The following is a 20,784-nucleotide window of genomic DNA, read 5'->3' on the forward strand; positions in this document are numbered from 1 at the left end:
GGAATTTCGTTGCCGCCGTTCGGGGACCCTCGGGACCTCAGACCTCACCCAAGGCTAGAGATGAAACCTACGGCAGGTGCCGCTCCTCAGCCCCGTTGTACTCACTCAGCGGCCGGATCAGGGAGTTGGCTTCCAGCTGCTCCATGATGTGCGCCGTCCACCCGGTGATCCGGGCCGCCACGAACAGCGGCGTGAAGGTCGGCGTATCGAAGCCCATCAGGTGGTAGACGGGACCGGCCGGGTAGTCCAGGTTCGGCAGGATGTTCTTGCGCTCACCCATGGCCGATTCCAGGGCCGTGTACAGTTCGCCGAGGTCGGAACGGTCGTAGTGCTTGACCATGTTGTCCAGGGAGGCCTTCATGGTCGGCACCCGGGAGTCGCCGTTCTTGTAGACCCGGTGGCCGAAGCCCATGATCTTCTTCTTCTGCTCCAGCGCCTCATCGAGCCAGGCAGCGGCGTGGGCCGCGACGTCGCCGTCGGCCGCGCTCTGCGTGATCTCCGCGAAGGTGTGCATCACGGCCTCATTGGCGCCGCCGTGCAGCGGGCCCTTGAGGGCGCCGATGGCACCGGTGACGGCTGAATGCAGGTCCGCGAGGGTGGAGGTGATCACCCGGGCGGTGAACGTGGACGCGTTGAAGGAGTGCTCCGCGTAGAGGATCATCGAGACGTTGAAGGCCTCCACCACCTCGGGGGCGGCTTCCTCGCCGAAGGTCATCCACAGGAAGTTCGCTGAATAGCCGAGGTCCTCGCGTGGCTCCACCAGTTCCTGGCCGCGCCGGCGGCGCTGGTCATAGGCGACCACGGCAGGCATGGCAGCGAACAGGCTGACTGCCTTCTCCATGTTGGCCTGCACCGAGGAGTCCTCGGCCAGTTCATGCGACGCACCGAGGACGGACGCCGCGGTACGGCACACATCCATGGGGTGGCAGGTTACCGGCAGGGCATCGATCACGGCCTTCAGTTCCGGGCTCAGTGCCCGCTGGCTGCGCTCCCCGTCGGTGAACTCCGCCAGCTCGGCCTCGGTGGGCAGCTCGCCGTTCCAGAGCAGGTAGGCCACCTCTTCGAAGCTGCACCGGGCGGCGAGTTCCTGCACCGGGTAGCCGCGGTAAAGCAGGGAGTTCGTTTCCGGGTTGACCTTGGAAATGCGGGTGGTGTCTACGAGTACCCCCGCCAGGCCCTTGTGGATCTGGGTATCAGTCATTGCTGCTGGCTCCTTCGAAAGTGCGGTAAATGCCTGGCCGGTCCTAGCGGGTGCCCGGAACCTGGAAATTGAAAACGGACGTGTCGAAGTGGTTGTACGCCTCATAATCCACCAGATCGTACAAACGCGCACGTGTGAGCATATTGGGCACGTCCGCTTCCTGGGTGCCGTGCGCCTTGATGGTCTCCAGCGTCCGTTCGGCTGCGCCCATGGCGCTGCGCAGCAGGGTGACCGGGTAGATCACCATGTTCACGCCCACCGAGGAGAGCTCCTCATAGGTGAACAGCTCGCTTTTGCCGAACTCGGTCATGTTGGCCAGGATCGGGACGTCGACGGCGGCGCGGATGGCGGCGAATTCCTCCAGCGACTTCATGGCCTCGGGGAAGATGGCGTCGGCTCCGGCGTCGACCAGCGCCCGGGCGCGGTCCTGCGCCGCCTCCAGGCCGTCCACGGCACGGATGTCGGTGCGGGCCATGATCAGGAAGTTCGGGTCCCGGCGGGCGTCCGCTGCGGCACGGATCCGCTTGACTGCGGTTTCGGTGTCCACCACGTTCTTGCCGTCCAGGTGGCCGCAGCGCTTGGGATTGAACTGGTCCTCGATGTGGCAGCCGGCCAGGCCGGCGTTTTCGAGTTCCTGGATGGTGCGGGCCACGTTCATCGGCTCGCCGAATCCGGTGTCCGCGTCCACGATGGCGGGCAGGTTGGTCATTCGGGCAATCTGCCCGGCCCGGGTGGCCACCTCGGTGAGGGTGGTCAGGCCGATGTCCGGCAGGCCGAGGTCATTGGCCAGCACGGCGCCGGAGATGTAGACACCGTCGAATTCCTTTTCCTCAATGAGGCGGGCTGAGAGCGGGTTGAAGGCGCCGGGGAACTGCTGGAGCGTACCGGAGGCCAGGCCTTCGCGGAAGGCGATCCGCTTCGCTTCGGGGGTAACGGAGGAGTACAGCATTTAGAAGAGTCCCTTCGGTGCGGCGGCGGGGCTGATGACGCCGTCGGCGGCGGTGATGTTCAGCTGGTCCAGCTGGCCGGCGGCCAGTTCGGGCAGGCGCTGCACTGTGGCCAGGAACCGTTCGATCTCCTCTTCGGAGACCAGGCCGGCAGCCAGGGTGCGGAACTTGTTGATGTACTGCTCGCGGGCAAACGGCTTGGCGCCCAGCGGGTGTGCGTCCGCCACGGCAATTTCGTCGGTGATGACGGTGCCGTCGGTCAGCACGATGGTGACCTTGCCGCCGAAGGCCTTCTCGTTGATGTCCAGCGAGTGGTAGCGGCGGGTCCATTCCGGATCCTCCACCGTGGTGACCTTGTGCCACAGCTCCACGGTGTCCGGGCGTCCGGCGCGTTCGGGGGAGTAGGAGTCCACGTGGTGCCAGGCGCCGTCCTGCAGGGCAACGGTGAAGATGTACGGGATGGAGTGGTCCAGGGTTTCGCGCGATGCGGTGGGATCGTACTTCTGCGGATCGTTGGCACCGGAGCCGATCACGTAGTGGGTGTGGTGCGAGGTGGCGATCAGGACGCTTTCCACGTTGGCCGGATCCGCTGCTTCGGGGTGCTCGGCGGAAATCCTGCGGGCCAGGTCGATCCAGGCCTGGGCCTGGTATTCGGCGGAGTGTTCCTTGGTGTAGGTGTCCAGGATGGCGCGCTTGGCTTCGCCCTCTTCAGGCAGCGGCACCTCGTAGGCGGCGTCGGGGCCGTCCAGCATCCATGCAATGACGCCGTCTTCGCCTTCGTAGATGGGGGTGGGGGAAGTCTGGCCGCGCATGGCGCGGTCCACGGCTTCCACGGCCATCTTGCCGGCGAACGCCGGGGCGTGCGCCTTCCAGGTGGAGATCTCGCCCTTGCGGGACTGCCGGGTGGCGGTGGTGGTGTGCAGGGCCTGGCCCACGGCCTGGAAGATGGTGTCGACGTCGAGCCCCAGCAAGGTGCCGATGCCGGCGGCGGCGGAAGGGCCGAGGTGGGCCACGTGGTCGATCTTGTGCCGATGCAGGCAGATGGCCTTGGCCAGATTGACCTGGATTTCGTAGCCGGTGGCGATGCCGCGGATCAGGTCCCGGCCGGAGGCGCCGGTGTGCTGGGCGACGGCGAGGACCGGGGGGATGTTGTCGCCGGGGTGGGAGTACTCAGCGGCCAGGAAGGTGTCGTGGTAGTCCAGTTCGCGCACGGCCACACCGTTGGCCCAGGCAGCCCATTCGGGGCTGGTCTTGGCCAGCACGCCGAAGAGCGAGGCGCCCTTGCCGTGGGCGGAAGGGGAGAAGGACAGCGCCTGGGCGCGGGCGGCGACAATGGGTCCGCGGTTCAGGGAGGCGATGGCCACGGAGGCGTTGTCGATGATGCGGTTGATGACCATGTCCGTGACGTCGTCGGTGACGTCCACGGGGTCGGCGGCAACCTTGGCGATCTTGTAGGCCAGCTGGTCCTCGCGGGCCAGCTTCTCATCGCTGCGGTAGACGCGTACTTTATGCAGGTTCACGGTTTGTCCTTTATTTCAGGGGTAGTGGTCCGCCCGGGGACGGTGGTCCCGGGGGCGGCGGTCCGGGCGGACCGAAGGTGTTCGAGGCTTTTGTGCAGGTGGACGGCGACGGCGGCGGAGGCAAGGTCAGCATCTCCGGCGGCAACGGCGTCGGCAATGGTGGCGTGTTCCGCGGCCGTTTCAAGCAGCCGCTGCGGGTTGTCCTTCGCCAGGCGCCGGACGCGGACCAGATGCAGGCGGACGTTGCGAAGTGCCTGCACCAGATAGGCGTTGGCTGCGGCCTCGTCCATGGCGGCATCCAGTTCGGCCACCAGGGCGTAGTACCCGGTGCGGTCGCTGTCCGCGTATCCGATCAGTTCCCCGGCGGCACGGAACCGGGTGGCCAGCGTACGGAAGGCAGCTTCCTGCCCGCGGACCGCGGCGAGCGCCGCTGCCTTGCATTCCAGCGCCTGCCGCAGTTCGAAGAGTTCAGCCACGGTGTCCAGGGAAATGCCGGTAACGACGACGCCGCGCCCGCTGTGCGGAGCGGCCAGTCCGTCGGCGGTGAGGCGGCTGAGGGCTTCGCGCAGCGGAGTGCGGGAGACCCCGAGCCGGGCGGACTGCTCAACTTCGCCCAGTACCGTCCCGGGAGGCAGCTGCCAATCCACAATGTCCTGCCGCAAGGTGGCATAAGCGCGGTCACTTGCCCGCATAGTCCGCCTCCTTGCGTCAGATACCTGCGTTACTTTCACCACAGTGTATACACGAGAGAGCAAATTAACGTATCCGGGCTCACAATTGGCCGCTGGACCTGCGGCTCTGTATACAGATGGGCCTTCATTGGTCGACGCTGTCCGTGTGACGCAGCTATGCGGGAGTACTGCATCCGGTCGAGATCCCCACCCGGGTCTTCCGGCCCACCATTGAGCGGCGCAGCTGCGCAGGTACCATGGCGCCTACCACGCCGGATCAAGGAGGATTCAGATGGGCGAGCGCGACACCTATGCAGCGGCCTATGCCCGCAGTATGTCGGATCCCGAGGGCTTCTGGCTGGAGGCTGCAGCCCTGGTGGACTGGGACACCCCTCCGGCACTCGCCCTCGACACTTCCAAGGCGCCCCTCTATGCCTGGTTCCCCGACGGCCGGCTGAACACCAGCGTCAACGCCCTGGACCGGCATGTTGCAGCGGGCCGCGGAGACAACGCGGCCCTCATCTATGACTCCGCGATGCTCGGCACCAGCCGCACCTACTCCTACCGCGAGCTGCTGGCGGAAGTGGAGGCGTTCGCCGGGGTGCTCCGCGGCCTGGGCGTGGCCGCGGGGGACCGGGTGATCATCTACCTGCCGATGATCCCCGAGGCCGTGATCGCCATGCTTGCCACCGCCCGGCTGGGTGCGGTGCACTCGGTGGTGTTCGGCGGCTTCGCGCCCCGTGAACTGGCAGCCCGGATCGACGACGCCGGGCCCAAGGTGATCGTGACGGCCAGCGGGGGACTGGAACCCAAGCGCCGGGTGGAGTACCTGCCCGCCGTGGCCGAAGCGCTGGAGACCGCGGCACGCCGGGTGGGCGCCGTCGTCGTCGCCGAACGCGACGGCTTCACCGCCTCCCGGAAGCAGTACGACGGCACCGGCGGGGCGGCCTGGCTGGACTGGACGGCGCTCGCCGCCGCCGCGGCACCCGCCGGACCGGTGAGCGTGGCCGCCACGGATCCGCTGTACATCCTCTACACCTCCGGCACCACCGGCTCGCCCAAGGGGGTGGTGCGGGACAACGGCTCCCATGCCGTCGCCATGGCCTGGTCCATGGAAAACATCTACGGAATCGGCCCGCGGCAGGTGATGTGGACCGCGTCGGACGTCGGCTGGGTGGTGGGGCATTCCTACATCGTCTATGCGCCCCTGATCGCCGGGGCAACCACCGTGCTGTACGAAGGAAAGCCGGTGGGCACCCCCGACGCCGGCGCCTTCTGGCGGGTGGCCGCCGACCACGGCGTGGACGTCCTGTTCACCGCCCCGACCGCCCTGCGCGCGATCCGCAAGGCGGACCCCAACGCCGCCGAGCCGGCCAATTACGACCTCTCCCGGCTGCGCTACCTCTTCTCAGCCGGGGAGCGCCTGGACCCCGCCACCATGGACTGGGCGGGCACAGCCCTGGAGGTGCCGGTGATCGACCACTGGTGGCAGACCGAAACCGGCTGGGCCATTTGCGCCAACCCCGTGGGGTTGCAGGAGCTGCCGGTGAAGCCGGGCTCGCCCACCGTGCCCGTGCCGGGCTTCGATGTGCGCATCCTGGACGGAAGCGGCACCGAGGTTCCGCCCGGAACCGAGGGCAACATTGCCCTGAAGCTGCCGCTGCCCCCGGGCACCCTCCGGACCCTGTGGGGCAGTGATGACCGCTACCGGGCCGCATACCTGGAAGTCTTCGAGGGGTACTACGCCACCGGTGACTCCGGCTACCGGGACCAGGACGGCTACGTGTACGTGATGGGCCGCACCGATGACGTCATCAACGTGTCCGGGCACCGGCTCTCCACCGGGGCCATGGAGGAGGCCGTCGGCTCCCATCCGGATGTGGCCGAGTGCGCGGTGATCGGGGTCGCGGATCCGGTCAAGGGCCAGCGGCCCTGCGGTTTTGTGGTGCTCAAGTCCGGCTCGGAGATCGACGCCGGCCGGCTGCAGGCGGAGCTGGTGGAGCGGGTGCGCTCGCGGATCGGTGCCGTGGCGGACTTCAAGGACGTGCAGGTGGTGGACGCACTGCCCAAGACCCGCTCCGGGAAGGTGCTGCGCAAGACCATGCGCCAGATCGCCGACGGCGTGCCCCACACGGTGCCCTCCACCATCGAGGACCCGGGAGTCATCGACGCACTGGCGCCGCTGCTGCGGCCCGAAGCCTCAACCCGTTAGCTACCAGCGCCAGCTGTACTCCAGCTCGGGCCGGCCCCGGGTCCCGTATCGCGGCGAGCGCAGCACCGACTGCTCCTCGGCAAGGTGCTCCAGGTACCGCCGCGCCGTAATCCGGGACATTGCCAGTTCCGCAGAAACCTCGGAGGCCGACAGCGGGGAAGGGGCACGCTTGAGCAGGTCGGCCACCGCTTCCAGGGTTTCCCCGGACATTCCCTTGGGCAGCGGGGTGGCCACGGTGGGGCGCAGCGCCGCAAACGCGCTGTCCACTTCGCTCTGGGTGGTCGACGCCGCCTGCTCGCCCATCCGCCGCCGGTATTCCGCGTAGGTGGTGAGCTTGGTGCTGAACGCCGAGAAGGTAAAGGGCTTGATGAGGTAACCGACAATGCCGCCGGACATCGCGCCGCGGACCACGGCCAGGTCCCGAACCGCGGTAATGGCAATAACGTCCACGGGCAGGCCCGCCCCGCGGATCCGGCGCAGCAGGTCCAGCCCGTGCAGGTCCGGCAAGTTCATGTCCAGCAGCACCAGGTCGATTCCCTGTCCGGCGTCGGATCCGCTGCCCGGCCCGCTGCCCGGCCCGCTGCCCGGCCCGCTGCCCGGCCCGCTGCCCGGTGCTGCGTCGACCTTCAGGGCCGTGATGGCTTCGGTGCCGGTGCGGGCAATGCCTGCCAGCCGGAAGCCGGGGATGCGGCGGACATACTCGGCATGCGCCTCGGCGGGGATTTCCTCGTCCTCCACCACCAGGACACCGATCGTCGTGGAATCGGTCATGGCCGTCCCCCAGGGGGTGCGGCCTCAGTGGAGGGGAGGGGAATATCCACCCGGAAGCAGGCCCCGTGGCCGGGAAGCACCTGAATGCGCCCGCTCAGCCGGTTGACGGCCTGCCGGACCAAGGCCAGGCCGATGCCGCGTCCGGAGGCGGTGCGTCCCTCGGGGAGCTGCTTGGTACTGAATCCCTGTTCGAAGATATGTTCGAGTACATCGGAATCGACCCCCGGCCCGTCGTCCTCTACTGCAATCAGAAGCGCACCGTCGTCGCTGCCCAGTGAGAGCGTGACTAAACCTGCGGCGGCGTCGAAGGCGTTGTCCAGCAGGTTGCCGATGATGGTCACCAGTTCCACCGGTTCCACACCGCCGCCGCTGAACCGCCCGCCCGCGGCTGCCACGGTGATTTCGAGGTCGATGCCGCGCTCGCGGGCCTGGGCGGCCTTGCCCATCAGCAGTGCGGTCACCGCCGGTTCCTCCACGCCCGCCAGGACCTCGTCGTTGAGGTGCTGGGACTGTTCAAGGTCCGCGGTGGCAAATCGGAGCGCCTCCTCGCTGCGGCCAAGTTCGATCAGGGAGACGAGGGTGTGTACGCGGTTGGCATGCTCGTGCGCCTGCGCGCTGAGCGCGTCCGCCAAGGTACGCATGGAGGCGAGCTCGCCGGTAAGGGATTCGACGTCGGTGCAGTCCCGCAGCGTGGTCACGATGCCAAAGCGCCGGCCGTGCGGACCGGGGGAGACGGCGTCGGACTGGTTGACCACCAGGATGCGCTCGCCGGTGAGGTGGACTTCCTCGCGCGCATCCCGGCCGGTGCGCAGCAGGGAGGCCAGCGGGCCGGGCAGGTCCGGGAGCTCTGGGACCTCCGGGCCGGTGCCTCGGGGCGGCAGTCCCAATAGGGCGGCTGCCTCGTCGTTGTAGAGGACCAATTCTCCGCGGTTGTTGTGCAGCAGCAGTCCTTCCCGCACTGAGTGGAGCGCGGAGTCGTAGAAGGTGAACATATGCGCCAGCTCGGCCGGACCCAGTCCGTACGTAGCGCGGCGCAGGTACCGGCTGAGCAGATAGGAGGCCAGCGCTCCCGCAGCGAGCGCAGCGGCATCGATCGCGAACAGCTCCGGCAGCCGTGCGTCGCGCGCAATCCCCACCCGGTCCACGGTGATCCCGGCTGCAACCAGGGCGGTGACATTGCCGGCGTCGTCGCGCACCGGCGTGATGGCGCGGACCGAAGGACCGAGGGTGCCGGTGTAGGTCTCCGTGAAGCTCTTCCCGGCCAGGGCCTGGTCCACGGAGCCGATGTAGGGTTTGCCGATCTGCTCGGGGTTGCGGTGGGTCAGGCGGGTGCGGTCGGTGTCCATGATGGTCACGAAATCGACGCCGACGCCGGCCATCACTTCCTGCGCATAGTCCTGCAGGGCAGAGTCGCCGGACACCGGGCCGTCCGGGAAGGCGCCTGCTGCTGCCCGTACGGTGTCGCTGGCGGCAACCGTTCCGGCCACAGCCAGCATGCGCTCGCCGGTTTCCTCATACGTGTTCTCTTCGGCCTGCTGGTAGAGGCCCCAGGCAATTCCCCCGGAGACGCACAGGATGAATGCCAGCTGGCCCAGGAACAACCGGCCGGCCAGGCTCCATCTCCGCACGTTCCATCCTTCGTTTCGCTGGTGCATTTTCCGGGGGTAGGTACATTGCCGCGAACAGTATGAACACAAGGGTGACTGTGATCACACAACACAAGAAGATGGAAGCCGACCCCACGCACCAAGGAGTACCGCCATGGCAGCTGCCACTAATCCGTACGCCGGTTCACAGAAGAGCCGCCGGCCGGACCGAACCCATTTCCTCTACATTGCCGTCATTGCGGCGGTAGTGCTTGGCGCCGTCATCGGACTGGTGGCTCCTGAGTTCGCCAAATCCCTGAAGCCGCTCGGCACCGGGTTCATCAACCTGATCAAGATGATGATCGCGCCGGTCATCTTCTGCACCATTGTCCTAGGCATCGGGTCAATCGCCAAAGCAGCCACGGTCGGCAAGGTCGGGGGGCTGGCGCTGGGCTACTTCATCATCATGTCCACCTTCGCCCTGGCCATCGGCCTGGTGGTGGGCAACTTCATCCACCCCGGCGAGGGACTGGACCTGCAGGCCTCCGGTGCGGCAGCGCCGGCCCCCGCTGAGGATGAAGCGGGGATGACGGGGTTCCTGCTGAGCATTGTCCCCACCACCCTGCTGGCTTCCCTTACCGGTGAGAGCATCCTGCAGACTCTGTTCGTGGCCCTGCTGGTCGGCTTTGCCCTGCAGAAGATGGGCCCCGCCGGCGCCCCGGTCCTTAAAGGCATCGGCTACATCCAGGTGCTGGTCTTCCGCATCCTGATGATGATCATGTGGCTGGCCCCGGTGGGCGCCTTCGGTGCCATTGCCGCCGTCGTCGGCGAAACCGGGATCCAGGCCATCGTCAGCATGGCCACCCTGATGATCGCCTTCTACCTCACCTGCATCCTGTTCATCGTGGTGGTGCTGGGCAGCATCCTGAAACTGGTCACCGGCTTCAGCATCTTCAAGCTGATGCGTTACCTGGGCCGGGAATACCTGCTGATCTTCTCCACGTCTTCCTCGGAAGTGGCCCTGCCCCGGCTGATCGCCAAGATGGAGCACCTGGGCGTGTCCAAGCCCGTGGTCGGCGTGACCGTACCCACCGGCTATTCCTTCAACCTGGACGGCACGGCCATCTACCTGACCATGGCCTCCCTGTTCGTGGCCTCGGCCATGGGCAAGCCGCTGGAACTGGGCGAGCAGATCTCCCTGCTGGTCTTTATGATCATCGCCTCAAAGGGTGCAGCCGGCGTCACCGGTGCCGGCCTGGCCACCCTGGCCGGCGGCCTGCAGTCGCACCGCCCCGACCTGATCGACGGCGTCGGCCTGATTGTGGGCATCGACCGCTTTATGTCCGAGGCGCGCGCGCTGACCAACTTCACCGGCAACGCCGTCGCCACCGTGCTGATCGGCACCTGGACCAAGGAAATCGACAAGGGACAGGTCACCGCGGTACTGAATCGCGAACGTCCCTTCGACGAGGCCAGCATGAACGTGGATGCGGGCACCGGCGAGCCGCTGCAGACGGCCGAGTCCGCCGAACTGGCCCAGACGGTTCCCGGCCCCGCCGGAAGCACGGCAGCGCCCGGGCCGCGCCACTAGCGCCTCACCACGCAGCGAACGCGCCCTGTCCCGGTTCCCCGGGGCGGGGCGCGTTTTTGCGTCCGGTGAGCTTTGCCTGCCAAAAGCTGCGGGCGGGCATAATGGTGCCCGGCTTCTCCACTTCCGGCACTGGCCGGCACTAAACGAAAGGCGGGCCCCGGTGGGTGCACTAGGTCCTTATCTGCGGCGGGGATCACTGAACTCGTCGGTGCAGCCGGTTCTAACCGCCGACGGACTGGTGCTGCGGCCCTGGATCGAAGACGACGCCGCCGTCCTGGTTGAGGCCTACAAGCAACCGGCGATAGCCCGCTACAACCGCCGCAGCATGGATACCGAAGAAGAAGCGATCGCATGGATCCTCGGCTGGTCCGCCCGCTGGCAGGCCGAGACCGGCGCAAACTGGGCCGTCTGCACCCGTGGCGGGCAGGTGGTGGGGCGTGCGGCGCTGAGCCGGCTGAACCTGTATGAGGGGGAGGGGGAGCTTGGCTACTGGGTGCTGGAAACCGCGCGGAGGCAAGGTGTGGCTTCCCGCTCTGTGGCGGCCCTGCGCAGATGGAGTTTCGACGTCGTCGGGCTGAAGCGGCTCCAGCTGTCCCACTCCGTGCAAAACGCGGCGTCGTGCAGGGTGGCCGGCAAAACCGGATTTGCCCTGGAGGGAACCAAACGCAGCGCCCTGAGGCACTTAGACGGGTGGCATGACATGCACCTCCACGCCGCCGTGAATCCGCAAGGTTCGAGTTCTACTTGAGCGTCAAGGCTCGCCGGTGTTCCGCGCACTGATTCACGGTAAGCCTGCGGCCCGGCTGTAACCTTGACACAGACAGCCCGCAGGACAGCTAGATACGGAAGCGTGGATTAATACGTGAGCATCGATCAGAGTTCATCGACTCTGCAGGACGCAACCGCAACCGACTCGACCATGGGCCCCACGGGACGTCCCCTGACTGAATTCCCCGAACCTCCCGTCCTCACCTCGCACGGTCCTGCCCGGATCATTGCCATGGTGAACCAGAAGGGCGGGGTCGGCAAGACCACCTCCACCATCAACCTCGGTGCTGCCCTGGCTGAAGCCGGCCGCCGCGTGCTGCTGGTGGACTTTGACCCGCAGGGAGCCCTGTCCGCAGGCCTGGGCGCCAACCCGCACGAGCTGGACCTGACGGTCTACAACGTGCTGATGGACCGCAAGGTGGACATCCGCGAGGCCATCCACGAGACCTCCATCGAGAACATCCACCTGCTGCCGGCCAACATCGACCTCTCCGCTGCCGAAGTCCAGCTGGTGAACGAGGTAGCCCGCGAGCAGGTGCTCGAACGCGCGCTGCGCCGGGTCTCGGACGACTACGACGTCATCCTCATCGACTGCCAGCCCTCCCTGGGCCTGCTGACGGTCAACGCGCTGACCGCCGCGCACGGCGTGATCATCCCGCTGATCTGCGAATTCTTCGCACTGCGCGCCGTAGCGCTGCTGGTGGAGACCATCGAGAAGGTGCAGGACCGGCTCAACCCCGGCCTGCAGGTGGACGGCGTGCTGGCCACCATGTACGACGCCCGCACACTGCACAGCCGCGAAGTCATTTCCCGCCTGGTGGAAGCCTTCGGCGACAAGGTCTTCGAAACGGTCATCAAGCGGACCATCAAGTTCGCCGACGCCACCGTGGCCGCCGAGCCGATCACCACCTACGCCGGGAACCACCCCGGGGCCGACTCCTACCGGCGCCTGGCCAAGGAACTGATTGCCCGCGGCGGCGCGCCCTAAGCCGGCGCGCGGCGCGGCGGCTGCCAAAGCGGGCGCAGCAAAGGCCGCCGAGGTCTCCGATGCCCCGGAACGCGGCGGCTTCGAAGTACGGCTGGCAAACTTCACCGGACCCTTCGACGTCCTGCTGGGACTGATCTCCAAGCACGAACTGGACATCACCGAGATTGCCCTGGCGGCCGTCACCGACGAGTTCCTGGGCTACATCCGCGAGCTCTTCGGAACCGGGCCGGAAGTGGCACTGGACGAGGCCAGCGAATTCCTGGTTATTGCCGCCACCCTCCTGGACCTAAAGGCCGCACGCCTGCTGCCGGCAGGCGACGTCGAAGACGAAGAGGACGTGGCGCTGCTGGAAGCCCGCGACCTGCTCTTTGCACGCCTGCTGCAGTACAAGGCGTTTAAGGAGATGGCCTCCCGGATGGGGGAGCGGCTTCAGGAGGAGGCCCGGCGCTTCCCGCGGCAGGTCTCCCTGGACCCGCACTTTGCCGCCATGCTCCCGGAATTAATCTGGCGCACCACGCCCCGGCAGTTCGCCGACCTGGCCGAGCGTGCCCTGCAGCCCCGGGACGAACAACCGCCCACCGTGGGCCTGGAGCACCTGCACGCCCCCAAGACGAGCGTCCGGGAGCAGGCCGGCATCATTGCCGGCAGGCTGTTCGCCGAAGGCGCCGCCACATTCGCTGCGCTGGTGTCCGACGCCGACGGTCCGGTGGCGGTGGCGCGTTTCCTGGCGCTGCTGGAAATGTTCCGGGACGGCACAGTGAGTTTCGAACAGCAGGCACCTCTGGGTGAGCTGCGCATCACCTGGACCGGCGGCGACCCCTCGGCCCGGGACCTAACGGACGAATATGACGGCCCAGGACCGGGCGCCGCCGCAGATACAGAAGGAGCGCAGGCATGACGACTGCCAACCAGGACACGTGGCGTGTCAACGGTTCCGGGCCCGAAACCGGCATCCCGGACATCGCCGGCATGCCCGGCGGAGTCAAGGCCGCAGTCGAAGCGGTGCTGATGGTTGTGGACGAACCCGCCGCGCCGGCGGAGCTGGCCGCAGTGATCGGAGTTCCCGAGCCTGAGGTGCTCGCGGCCCTGACGGAACTGCAGCGTGAGTATGACGGCTATACTGGGGATGGACCCGAGGGCGCACCGCGTGGTTTTGAACTCCGCGACGTAGCAGGCGGATGGCGGATTTTTTCCCGCGCTGACTTTGCGCCCGTTGTGTCGAAGTTTGTACTGGAAGGCCAGAGTGCACGGCTGTCGCAGGCCGCACTGGAAACATTGGCGGTGATTGCCTATCGGCAGCCCGTCTCCCGGGCCCGGGTCTCAGCGATCCGGGGAGTAAACGTCGATTCGGTGGTCCGCACGCTGGTTCAGCGTGGATTGATCGTCGACGCCGGCACCGAAACTATTACGGGTTCGCTGCTGTACCGGACAACGCCGTACTTTTTGGAACGGCTTGGCTTGGGGAGCCTCGACGAACTTCCGCAGATTGCACCGCACCTGCCCGGGCTGGAAAACCTGGCCGAATTTGAAGACACTACTTACTAACCGCTAGACCCCAAAGGACTTACTCATGACCCCAGCACCCCGTTCCGGATCCGGCCGCAACACCCCCCGCGGCGGCGGACGCAGTGCCGGTGGCCCCGCCGGCGGCAAGACCTTCGGCGGCAAGGGCGGCGGCCGCGGCTCGAAGCCCGGCTCCTCCCGTACCGGCGGACCCCGCTCCGGCTCCGGCCTGAAGCCCGGCGAAGACCGCGCCAACGGCTACCGCCCCGCCCCCGAGGTCCGTCCGGAGAAATTCAAGTCCGACGCCGTGAAGGCCTTCGGCGACAGTTCCGCCAAGTCCGCCCCCCGCACGGGTGCGCCCAAGTCCGGCGGCGCCCGCCCCGGTGCCGGCAAAACCGGTGCCGGAAAGTTCGGCGGCCCGCAGGCCGGCCAGCGCAAGAGCGGGGACCGTGCCTTCCGCAACGAACGCTTCGGCCAGAACCTGGGACCGGTCCGCCGTTCCACCACCCGCCGCCCTGCCGCGCCGGTCATCTCCGAGCACCACAACCCCGAGGGCGTCCGCCTGCAGAAGGTCATGGCCAGTGCCGGCGTCGCCTCCCGCCGCGTGTGCGAGGAAATGATCGCCGAAGGCCGCGTGGAGGTTGACGGCGAGGTTGTCACCGAGCTCGGTGTCCGCGTTGACCCGGCCACCGTCGCCATCCACGTTGACGGCATGCGCCTGCAGCTGGACGAAACCCAGAAGTACTACGTGTTCAACAAGCCGCGCGGCGTTATCTCCACCATGGAGGACCCCGAAGGCCGTCCGTGCATCAGCGACTACCTCAAGCCCTCCAGCAAGCACGAACGCCTGTTCCACGTGGGACGCCTCGACAACGAGACTGAGGGCCTGCTGCTGCTGACCAACGACGGCGAGCTGACCAACCGGCTCACCCACCCCTCCTTCGAAGTGCCCAAGACCTACCTGGTCCAGGTCCGCGGACCCATGGGCCAGGGCGTCGGCGCGCAGCTGCGCGAGGGCATTGAGCTGGAAGACGGCTTCCAGAAGGTCGACTCCTTCAAGCTGGTGGACTCCACCCCCGGACACATCCTGGTGGAGGTCGTCCTGCACTCAGGCCGCAACCGTATTGTCCGCCGCCTGTTCGACGCCGTCGGGCACCCGGTGGAGCGCCTGGTCCGCACCAAGATCGGCCCGATCAGCCTGGGTGACCAGCGCCAGGGCAGCATCCGCGTCCTCGGCCGCACCGAGGTGGGACACCTCCTCGCTTCCGTAGGACTGTAGGCCATGGCCGCTGCCGCTGACGGGGGCACCCACCTGTCCGGATCCGTGCTGATCATCGGCACGGGACTGCTGGGCACCAGCATCGGCCTCGGGCTCTCTGCCCGCGGCGTGGATGTGGTGCTCTCGGACATCTCTCCCTCCACAGAGGCGGTGGCCCGCGACATCGGCGCCGGCCGGCTGCTCGGTACCGTGGGCGAAGGCTTTGCGCCTTCGCTGGTGGTGGTTGCCGCACCGCCGGACGTCACCGCGTCCCTCGCGGCGGCCGCGCTCAAGGACTGGCCGGACGCCGTCGTCGTCGACATTGCCAGCGTCAAGTCGGCAGTGCTGGCGGACCTGCGCGGCTACGACGCCGACCTGTCCCGGTACGTGGGCACACACCCGATGGCGGGCCGGGAGAAATCCGGGCCGGTTGCTGCGCGTGCGGAGCTGTTCAACGGCATGCCGTGGGTGATTTGTGCGCCGGTGGAAGCGGCCCCGGAAGCTGTGCGCCGCGCGGAGGCCCTGGCATATGACCTGGGTGCCGTGGTGGCCCGGATGTCCGCGGAGGAGCACGACGCGTCGGTGGCCCTGACCTCTCATCTGCCGCAGGTCATGGCCTCCCTGGTGGCCAGCCGGCTGCAGGAAACCCCGCCGCAGTCCCTGGCCCTGGCCGGGAACGGGTTGCGGGACGTCACCCGGATAGCGGCCAGCGACCCGCGGCTGTGGGTGCAGATCCTCAGCGGCAACGCGGACCGGCTGGTGCCCATCCTGCATGGGGTCCGCGAGGACCTGAACCGGCTGATCCGGACCCTGGAGGATCCGGTGGCGGACGGCGCCCGGCTGGACATGGCCCAGCTGATTGCCGAGGGAAACGTGGGCCAGGCCCGCATTCCCGGCAAGCACGGCGGCCCGGCCCAGTCCTTTGTGTCCTTCACCGTCCTGGTGGATGACACGCCCGGGCAGATCGCCCGGCTGCTCACCGAAATCGGTGAGATCGGCGTGAACCTGGAAGACCTGCGCCTGGAGCATGCCTCCGGACGCCAGGTGGGCCGGGCGGAGATTTCCGTCCTGCCCGGCCGGATGAATGACCTTGTTTCTGAATTAAGCGCCCGCGGGTGGAAGGTAGTGCAGTGAGTTCCAAGATTGATCCGGCCCAGTTCCGGCAGGGCAAGCCGCTGGTGGTGGCCATTGACGGGCCGTCCGGTTCCGGCAAGTCCAGCATCAGCCGCGAGGTGGCCCGCCGGCTGCATGCTGCCTACCTCGACACCGGCGCCATGTACCGCGCCGTGACCCTCTCCTGCATGGAAGCCGGAATCGACCTGACCGATTCGGTGGCCGTGGAAGCGGCTGCCGAAAGCGCCGACATTGCCCTGAGCGTTTCTCCGAACGAGGAATGGGTCCGGGTCAGCGGCCGGGACGTCACCGACGCCATCCGGGAACCCTCTGTCTCCTCTTCGGTCAGCGCCGTGGCCACGACGCTTGGTGCCCGGGCCGAACTGGTCCGCCGGCAGCAGCAGCTGATCCGGGATTCGGGGCTGCGGATTGTGGCCGAAGGCCGCGACATCACCACGGTGGTGGCGCCGCACGCCGAGGTCCGCATCCTGCTCACGGCCAGCGAAGAAGCCCGTCTGCGCCGCCGCGGCATCCAGCTCGGCGGAACGCAGAGCGCCGCCGCCCTGAAGGAACAGGTGCTGGTCCGCGACGCCAAGGACTCCACGGTGGTGGAATTCCAGCAGGCCGCCGACGGCGTTGTCACCATCGATTCCTCCGACCTGGACTTCGAAGAGACCGTTGCCGCGGTGCTCGACGTCGTCTACGCCAGCACCCACTAACCACCCCCGCCGGGGTTCCGGCACCGAACACGGGCACCTGCCCGTGTTTCAATGGGAGGAGGGCCGGCGCGGCAATGCCGCGCGGATCCTCCCGCACACTTACCGGGCTGAACGTCCGGCGACGGCCTGTACGCGCAGTGCTGCAGACCTCAACGGAAAGAAAGCAATTCTATGAACGGAAAACCTCTCAACGACGACACCGCCGGTGATTGGGCCTCCGCGGAGGAGTACATCCCCGCAGGAACCGACTCGGTCAACGAGCGCCTCGCAGCCATCGACGACGACGAGGCCGAGGTTCGCGCCCGCTCCCTCCGCGCCGGTCTTGACGACTACGAGCTCGACGAAGAAGACGCTGCCCTGCTGGACGGCGGCTTTGACGAATTCGACGAAGACGCACCCCTCCGCCAGGATCCCGTGGTGGCCATTGTCGGCCGCCCGAACGTCGGCAAGTCCACCCTGGTCAACCGCATCCTGGGCCGCCGCGAAGCGGTTGTCGAGGATACCCCCGGCGTCACCCGCGACCGGGTGTCCTACCCGGCCACCTGGAACGGCGTGAACTTCACCCTTGTGGACACCGGCGGCTGGGAACACGACGCCCGCGGCATCCACGCCCGCGTGGCCGACCAGGCCGAGATCGCCGTCGACCACGCCGACGCCGTCATGCTGGTGGTTGATGCCACAGTAGGCATCACCGCCACGGATGAAGCCGTGGTGCGGATGCTGCGCGGCAAGGGCAAGCCCGTCGTCGTCGTCGCCAACAAGGTGGACGACATCCAGAACGAAGCCGACGCCTCGTCCCTCTGGGGCCTGGGCTTTGGCGAGCCGTACCCGGTTTCGGCCCTGCATGGCCGCGGCACCGGCGACATGCTGGACGCCGTCCTGGACGTGCTGCCGGAGTACTCCGCCTACGGCGGACTGGACCGCTCCGGCGGTCCGCGCCGCATCGCCCTGATCGGCCGCCCGAACGTGGGCAAGTCCTCACTGCTGAACAAGCTGGCCGGATCCGAGCGCGTGGTTGTTGACGACCTCGCCGGCACCACCCGCGACCCGGTGGACGAAATGGTTGAACTGGGCGGCCGTACCTGGCGCTTCGTGGATACCGCAGGCATCCGCCGCCGCCAGCACATGGCCCAGGGTGCGGATTTCTATGCTTCGCTGCGTACCCAGGCCGCGCTGGAAAAGGCCGAGGTTGCCGTCGTGCTGCTGGCTGTGGACGAGGTCCTCAGCGAGCAGGATGTTCGCATCCTGCAGCTGGCGATCGAATCCGGCCGCGCACTGGTCCTCGCCTTCAACAAGTGGGACCTGCTCGACGACGACCGCCGCCGCTACCTCAAGACCGAAATCGAGCGCGACCTCGCCCACGTGGAGTGGGCCCCGCACGTGAACATCTCGGCCAAGACCGGCTGGCACAAGGACAAGCTGGTGCCCGCCCTGGACACCGCCCTGGAAAACTGGGACAAGCGCATCCCGACCGGCAAGCTCAACGCCTTCCTGGGCGAGCTTGTGGCCGCGCACCCGCACCCGGTCCGCGGCGGCAAGCAGCCCCGCATCCTCTTCGGCACGCAGGCGTCCTCCCGCCCGCCGAAGTTCGTGCTGTTCACCACCGGCTTCCTGGACCCGGGCTACCGCCGGTTCATCACCCGCCGCCTGCGCGAAACCTTCGGCTTCGAAGGAACGCCGATTGAGGTTTCCATGCGGGTGCGCGAGAAGCGCGGCAAGAACAGCAAGCGCTAAACCGTCAGTTCCGGCGTCTTGTGCCCCGGTCCGGCTTCCCTTCTGGGCGAGCGGGGCCGGGGTTTCGCGTTCTGCGGGACGCCTCGCCGCGTTGGAGGCGGCGCGGAACCGCTCCCGGGCCGTCTCCTGTACAGCTGACGCTGCCTTCGGGACCTCCGGACAGCAGGAGCTGTACAGTAGGCGGATTTCCCGGCCGCCCGGCTGCCGCAGAGGGGTTTGTTCGGGAGGGTACGTGCCGATTCGGGACTTTTGCCAACTATGATGTAGAGTATTCGAGTTGGTTCGGCCGGAAATAAACCGGCCGGGTAACGGGTTGTGGCGCAGCTTGGTAGCGCACTTGACTGGGGGTCAAGGGGTCGCAGGTTCAAATCCTGTCAACCCGACAGATAGCCTGATGAAACGCAAGTTTCGTCAGGCTTTTGTCGTTAACAAGCCCAAATGCATCTACTCAGGGCTGCGGCCTCAGAGCCGTCAGGTCATCGGCCACCGCGGTCATCCGGTCGCGAAACTGGTGCCCGCCCGTCGCATGGCCGCGGACCCGGGCGTGCGGAAGCCGGGCAGCGTGGCGCCCGAGGTGGCCGAAGGGCACAACGTCGTCGTCCCGGCAGTGGTGCAGCCAGACCGGCAGGCCCGCCGGCAGTTCTGCTTCGGGCGGCAGGGCGTACTCCGCCTGCCAGCCCTCTGCGCCCCAGAACGGCATGGCCAGGAGGGCGAGTCCCAGCGGAGGGTCGCCCGGCCCGCTGCCCGGCCCGTTGCCCGGCCGGCTGCCCGAGAAGTGCTGCAGGGCCATGGACGCTCCAAACGAATGGCCTACGATCACCAGTTCCGGCCCGAGGGCTGCCCGTTGCCGTTCGATTTCGCTGCGCCAGGCCGCTGCGGACATGTCCTCGTCCGGAAAGCGGGGCGCCGACACAGGTACTCCCAGTAGTTCGTACAGTGCCTCGGCCATCGGCTGGTCATCTTCCCAGCCGCCGGCACCATGGATAAAGAGGATTTCCATCTGGTGCTCCATTCCCGTACCGCTATTTTCCAACGAAAGCAGCGGATATGGTACGGGTCCCGGGCAGGACCGGGACGCGGGGCATTTGGAACAGGCATGAGAACGGACAAGGGATGCGGAGCAGGCAAACTGCAGCGGCTGTGGCAGTGCTGACTCTGGCCGGGTTACGGCCTGTTCAGGAACGGGCGGAACCGGACAGCGAACGCCGCGCCCGGCAACGCCGGCACCGGCCACGGTTATGTCTGGAGCTGCCGCCCCGGACACCATCACCACCGGCCTCGACGCCCCGTGGTCCATAGTGTTCTTTGAAGGCGTCCCGCTCGTCAGCGAACGCGACTCCGGCCGGATCCTGGAGCTCGACGGCGAGGGCACCAGCGGCGAAGTTGGAACCGTCGCCGATGCAGCAGGCAGGGGAGAGGGCGGTTTGCTGGGGATTGCTGTACGGGACGGGTTCCTCTACGCCTACCTGACCGCTGGGGAAGAGAACCGGATTGAACGCCGGGAACTGGTCGGAACAGCCGGATCGCTGCAGCTGGGGCCGCCGGATACGGTACTGGACGGGATTCCCGCCGGTCCAGTCCACAACGGAGGACGCATCGCCTTCGGCCCGGACGGCATGCTCTACGCCACCACGGGCGACGCCGGAAACCGCGCCAGCGCGCAGGACCTGGAATCCGTCTCGGGCAAGATCCTGCGGATGACGCCCGAGGGCGCCGCGCCCGGGGACAATCCCTTCCCCGGCTCGCTCGTGTACAGCTACGGGCACCGCAATCCGCAGGGAATTGCCTGGGACGCCAATGGTGTCCTCTACGCGACCGAATTCGGGCAGGACACCTGGGATGAGCTGAATGTGATTGTTCCCGGCGGAAACTACGGCTGGCCTGAAGCAGAGGGCATCACCGGCGAGGCCGGTTTCACTGACCCGGTGCAGCAGTGGACGCCGGACAATGCGAGCCCCAGCGGGATGGCGGTGTCCAACGGGTACGCCTACATCGCGAACCTGAGGGGCCAGCGCATGCGGCGGGTTCCGCTCAGCGACCCCGGCAGCTCCGCGGAGTACTTCGCCGGAGAGTACGGCCGGCTGCGCGACGTCGTGAATGCACCGGACGGGAGCCTGTGGGTGCTCACCAACAACACTGACGGCCGCGGAAGCCCAGGCCCGGACGATGACCGCATCCTCCGGCTGGAGCCGGAAGGGTGAC

General features: G+C 67.4%; 18 protein-coding genes and 1 tRNA gene. 12 read left to right on the forward strand and 7 right to left on the reverse strand.

Features of this window, described 5'->3' with window-relative positions:
- Positions 1-67 precede the first annotated feature (67 nt).
- Genes QNO06_RS06805 through QNO06_RS06820 form a run of 4 tightly spaced genes read right to left on the reverse strand, consistent with a single transcriptional unit; the run spans position 68 to position 4,360 of the window.
- Positions 68-1,201, reverse strand: a complete 1,134-nt coding sequence (locus QNO06_RS06805) for a bifunctional 2-methylcitrate synthase/citrate synthase (protein ID WP_227910797.1) — start codon at positions 1,199-1,201, stop codon at positions 68-70.
- Between the two features lie 43 nt (positions 1,202-1,244).
- Positions 1,245-2,150 carry a methylisocitrate lyase gene (gene prpB, locus QNO06_RS06810; RefSeq protein WP_227910798.1) on the reverse strand — a complete coding sequence of 302 codons (906 nt, stop codon included), beginning with the start codon at positions 2,148-2,150 and terminating at the stop codon, positions 1,245-1,247.
- Positions 2,151-3,668: an MmgE/PrpD family protein gene (locus QNO06_RS06815; protein WP_227910799.1), complete on the reverse strand. Its 1,518-nt coding sequence runs from the start codon at positions 3,666-3,668 to the stop codon at positions 2,151-2,153.
- A complete protein-coding gene (locus QNO06_RS06820) occupies positions 3,665-4,360 on the reverse strand; it encodes a GntR family transcriptional regulator (RefSeq protein WP_227910800.1) in 696 nt (231 codons plus the stop codon). Before QNO06_RS06820 ends, QNO06_RS06815 begins: the two co-directional genes overlap by 4 nt.
- A 271-nt stretch (positions 4,361-4,631) precedes the next feature.
- Here QNO06_RS06820 and QNO06_RS06825 point away from each other — a divergent pair, with 271 nt between their 5' ends.
- Positions 4,632-6,551, forward strand: a complete 1,920-nt coding sequence (locus tag QNO06_RS06825) for an AMP-binding protein (protein WP_227910801.1) — start codon at positions 4,632-4,634, stop codon at positions 6,549-6,551.
- Here the strand turns inward: QNO06_RS06825 and QNO06_RS06830 are convergent, their stop codons facing one another.
- Together QNO06_RS06830 and QNO06_RS06835 are read right to left on the reverse strand one after the other, a co-directional pair.
- Entirely contained in the window at positions 6,552-7,322 is a 771-nt protein-coding gene (locus QNO06_RS06830) for a response regulator (RefSeq protein WP_227910802.1), read from the reverse strand.
- Positions 7,319-8,950, reverse strand: coding sequence for a sensor histidine kinase (locus QNO06_RS06835; RefSeq protein WP_227910803.1), 1,632 nt, complete (start codon positions 8,948-8,950; stop codon positions 7,319-7,321). Before QNO06_RS06835 ends, QNO06_RS06830 begins: the two co-directional genes overlap by 4 nt.
- 133 nt (positions 8,951-9,083) lie before the next feature.
- On the opposite strand from QNO06_RS06835, the gene QNO06_RS06840 reads away from it, so the two are divergent.
- The 10 genes from QNO06_RS06840 (at position 9,084) to QNO06_RS06885 (ending at position 18,965) form a co-directional block, all read left to right on the forward strand.
- Positions 9,084-10,499: a cation:dicarboxylate symporter family transporter gene (locus QNO06_RS06840; protein WP_227910804.1), complete on the forward strand. Its 1,416-nt coding sequence runs from the start codon at positions 9,084-9,086 to the stop codon at positions 10,497-10,499.
- A gap of 160 nt (positions 10,500-10,659) precedes the next feature.
- Complete coding sequence (locus QNO06_RS06845; protein WP_227910805.1) at positions 10,660-11,247, forward strand: GNAT family N-acetyltransferase; 588 nt, start codon at positions 10,660-10,662, stop codon at positions 11,245-11,247.
- Between the two features lie 114 nt (positions 11,248-11,361).
- The gene (locus QNO06_RS06850) at positions 11,362-12,255 is read left to right on the forward strand and encodes a ParA family protein (protein WP_227910806.1); all 894 of its coding nucleotides are present in this window, start codon (positions 11,362-11,364) and stop codon (positions 12,253-12,255) included.
- Positions 12,233-13,153, forward strand: a complete 921-nt coding sequence (locus QNO06_RS06855; RefSeq protein WP_442860121.1) for a segregation and condensation protein A — start codon at positions 12,233-12,235, stop codon at positions 13,151-13,153. Before QNO06_RS06850 ends, QNO06_RS06855 begins: the two co-directional genes overlap by 23 nt.
- Positions 13,150-13,800, forward strand: a complete 651-nt coding sequence (scpB, locus tag QNO06_RS06860) for an SMC-Scp complex subunit ScpB (protein ID WP_442860122.1) — start codon at positions 13,150-13,152, stop codon at positions 13,798-13,800. Before QNO06_RS06855 ends, scpB begins: the two co-directional genes overlap by 4 nt.
- Positions 13,801-13,825: 25 nt before the next feature.
- Positions 13,826-15,037, forward strand: coding sequence for a pseudouridine synthase (locus QNO06_RS06865; protein ID WP_227910807.1), 1,212 nt, complete (start codon positions 13,826-13,828; stop codon positions 15,035-15,037).
- Between the two features lie 3 nt (positions 15,038-15,040).
- Complete coding sequence (locus tag QNO06_RS06870) at positions 15,041-16,150, forward strand: prephenate dehydrogenase (protein ID WP_227910808.1); 1,110 nt, start codon at positions 15,041-15,043, stop codon at positions 16,148-16,150.
- Entirely contained in the window at positions 16,147-16,848 is a 702-nt protein-coding gene (gene cmk / locus QNO06_RS06875) for a (d)CMP kinase (RefSeq protein ID WP_227910809.1), read from the forward strand. The genes QNO06_RS06870 and cmk overlap by 4 nt, the downstream gene beginning before the upstream one ends.
- A 171-nt stretch (positions 16,849-17,019) precedes the next feature.
- Positions 17,020-18,582: a ribosome biogenesis GTPase Der gene (gene der, locus QNO06_RS06880; protein ID WP_227910810.1), complete on the forward strand. Its 1,563-nt coding sequence runs from the start codon at positions 17,020-17,022 to the stop codon at positions 18,580-18,582.
- A 309-nt stretch (positions 18,583-18,891) separates the two neighbouring features.
- Positions 18,892-18,965 (forward strand) — tRNA-Pro (locus QNO06_RS06885).
- A 65-nt stretch (positions 18,966-19,030) separates the two neighbouring features.
- Here the strand turns inward: QNO06_RS06885 and QNO06_RS06890 are convergent.
- Positions 19,031-19,594 (reverse strand): alpha/beta fold hydrolase, encoded by a 564-nt coding sequence (locus QNO06_RS06890; protein ID WP_284162942.1) that lies wholly within the window; start codon positions 19,592-19,594, stop codon positions 19,031-19,033.
- Between the two features lie 226 nt (positions 19,595-19,820).
- Between QNO06_RS06890 and QNO06_RS06895 the strand changes: the two genes are divergently transcribed.
- Complete coding sequence (locus QNO06_RS06895; RefSeq protein WP_227910812.1) at positions 19,821-20,783, forward strand: PQQ-dependent sugar dehydrogenase; 963 nt, start codon at positions 19,821-19,823, stop codon at positions 20,781-20,783.
- Position 20,784: the final 1 nt, after the last annotated feature.

The organism is Arthrobacter sp. zg-Y20, from assembly GCF_030142075.1.
GTDB lineage: Bacteria > Actinomycetota > Actinomycetes > Actinomycetales > Micrococcaceae > Arthrobacter_B.

Bases quoted from the DNA above. Each gene is read 5' to 3' on its own strand.
- QNO06_RS06805 (WP_227910797.1), bottom strand. From the start codon at position 1,201: ATGACTGATACCCAGATCCACAAGGGCCTGGCGGGGGTACTCGTAGAC.
- QNO06_RS06830 (WP_227910802.1), bottom strand. From the start codon at position 7,322: ATGACCGATTCCACGACGATCGGTGTCCTGGTGGTGGAGGACGAGGAA.
- der (WP_227910810.1), top strand. From the start codon at position 17,020: ATGAACGGAAAACCTCTCAACGACGACACCGCCGGTGATTGGGCCTCC.
- scpB (WP_442860122.1), top strand. From the start codon at position 13,150: ATGACGACTGCCAACCAGGACACGTGGCGTGTCAACGGTTCCGGGCCC.
- QNO06_RS06865 (WP_227910807.1), top strand. From the start codon at position 13,826: ATGACCCCAGCACCCCGTTCCGGATCCGGCCGCAACACCCCCCGCGGC.
- QNO06_RS06895 (WP_227910812.1), top strand. From the start codon at position 19,821: ATGTCTGGAGCTGCCGCCCCGGACACCATCACCACCGGCCTCGACGCC.
- QNO06_RS06840 (WP_227910804.1), top strand. From the start codon at position 9,084: ATGGCAGCTGCCACTAATCCGTACGCCGGTTCACAGAAGAGCCGCCGG.
- QNO06_RS06825 (WP_227910801.1), top strand. From the start codon at position 4,632: ATGGGCGAGCGCGACACCTATGCAGCGGCCTATGCCCGCAGTATGTCG.
- QNO06_RS06820 (WP_227910800.1), bottom strand. From the start codon at position 4,360: ATGCGGGCAAGTGACCGCGCTTATGCCACCTTGCGGCAGGACATTGTG.
- prpB (WP_227910798.1), bottom strand. From the start codon at position 2,150: ATGCTGTACTCCTCCGTTACCCCCGAAGCGAAGCGGATCGCCTTCCGC.
- QNO06_RS06870 (WP_227910808.1), top strand. From the start codon at position 15,041: ATGGCCGCTGCCGCTGACGGGGGCACCCACCTGTCCGGATCCGTGCTG.
- QNO06_RS06890 (WP_284162942.1), bottom strand. From the start codon at position 19,594: ATGGAGCACCAGATGGAAATCCTCTTTATCCATGGTGCCGGCGGCTGG.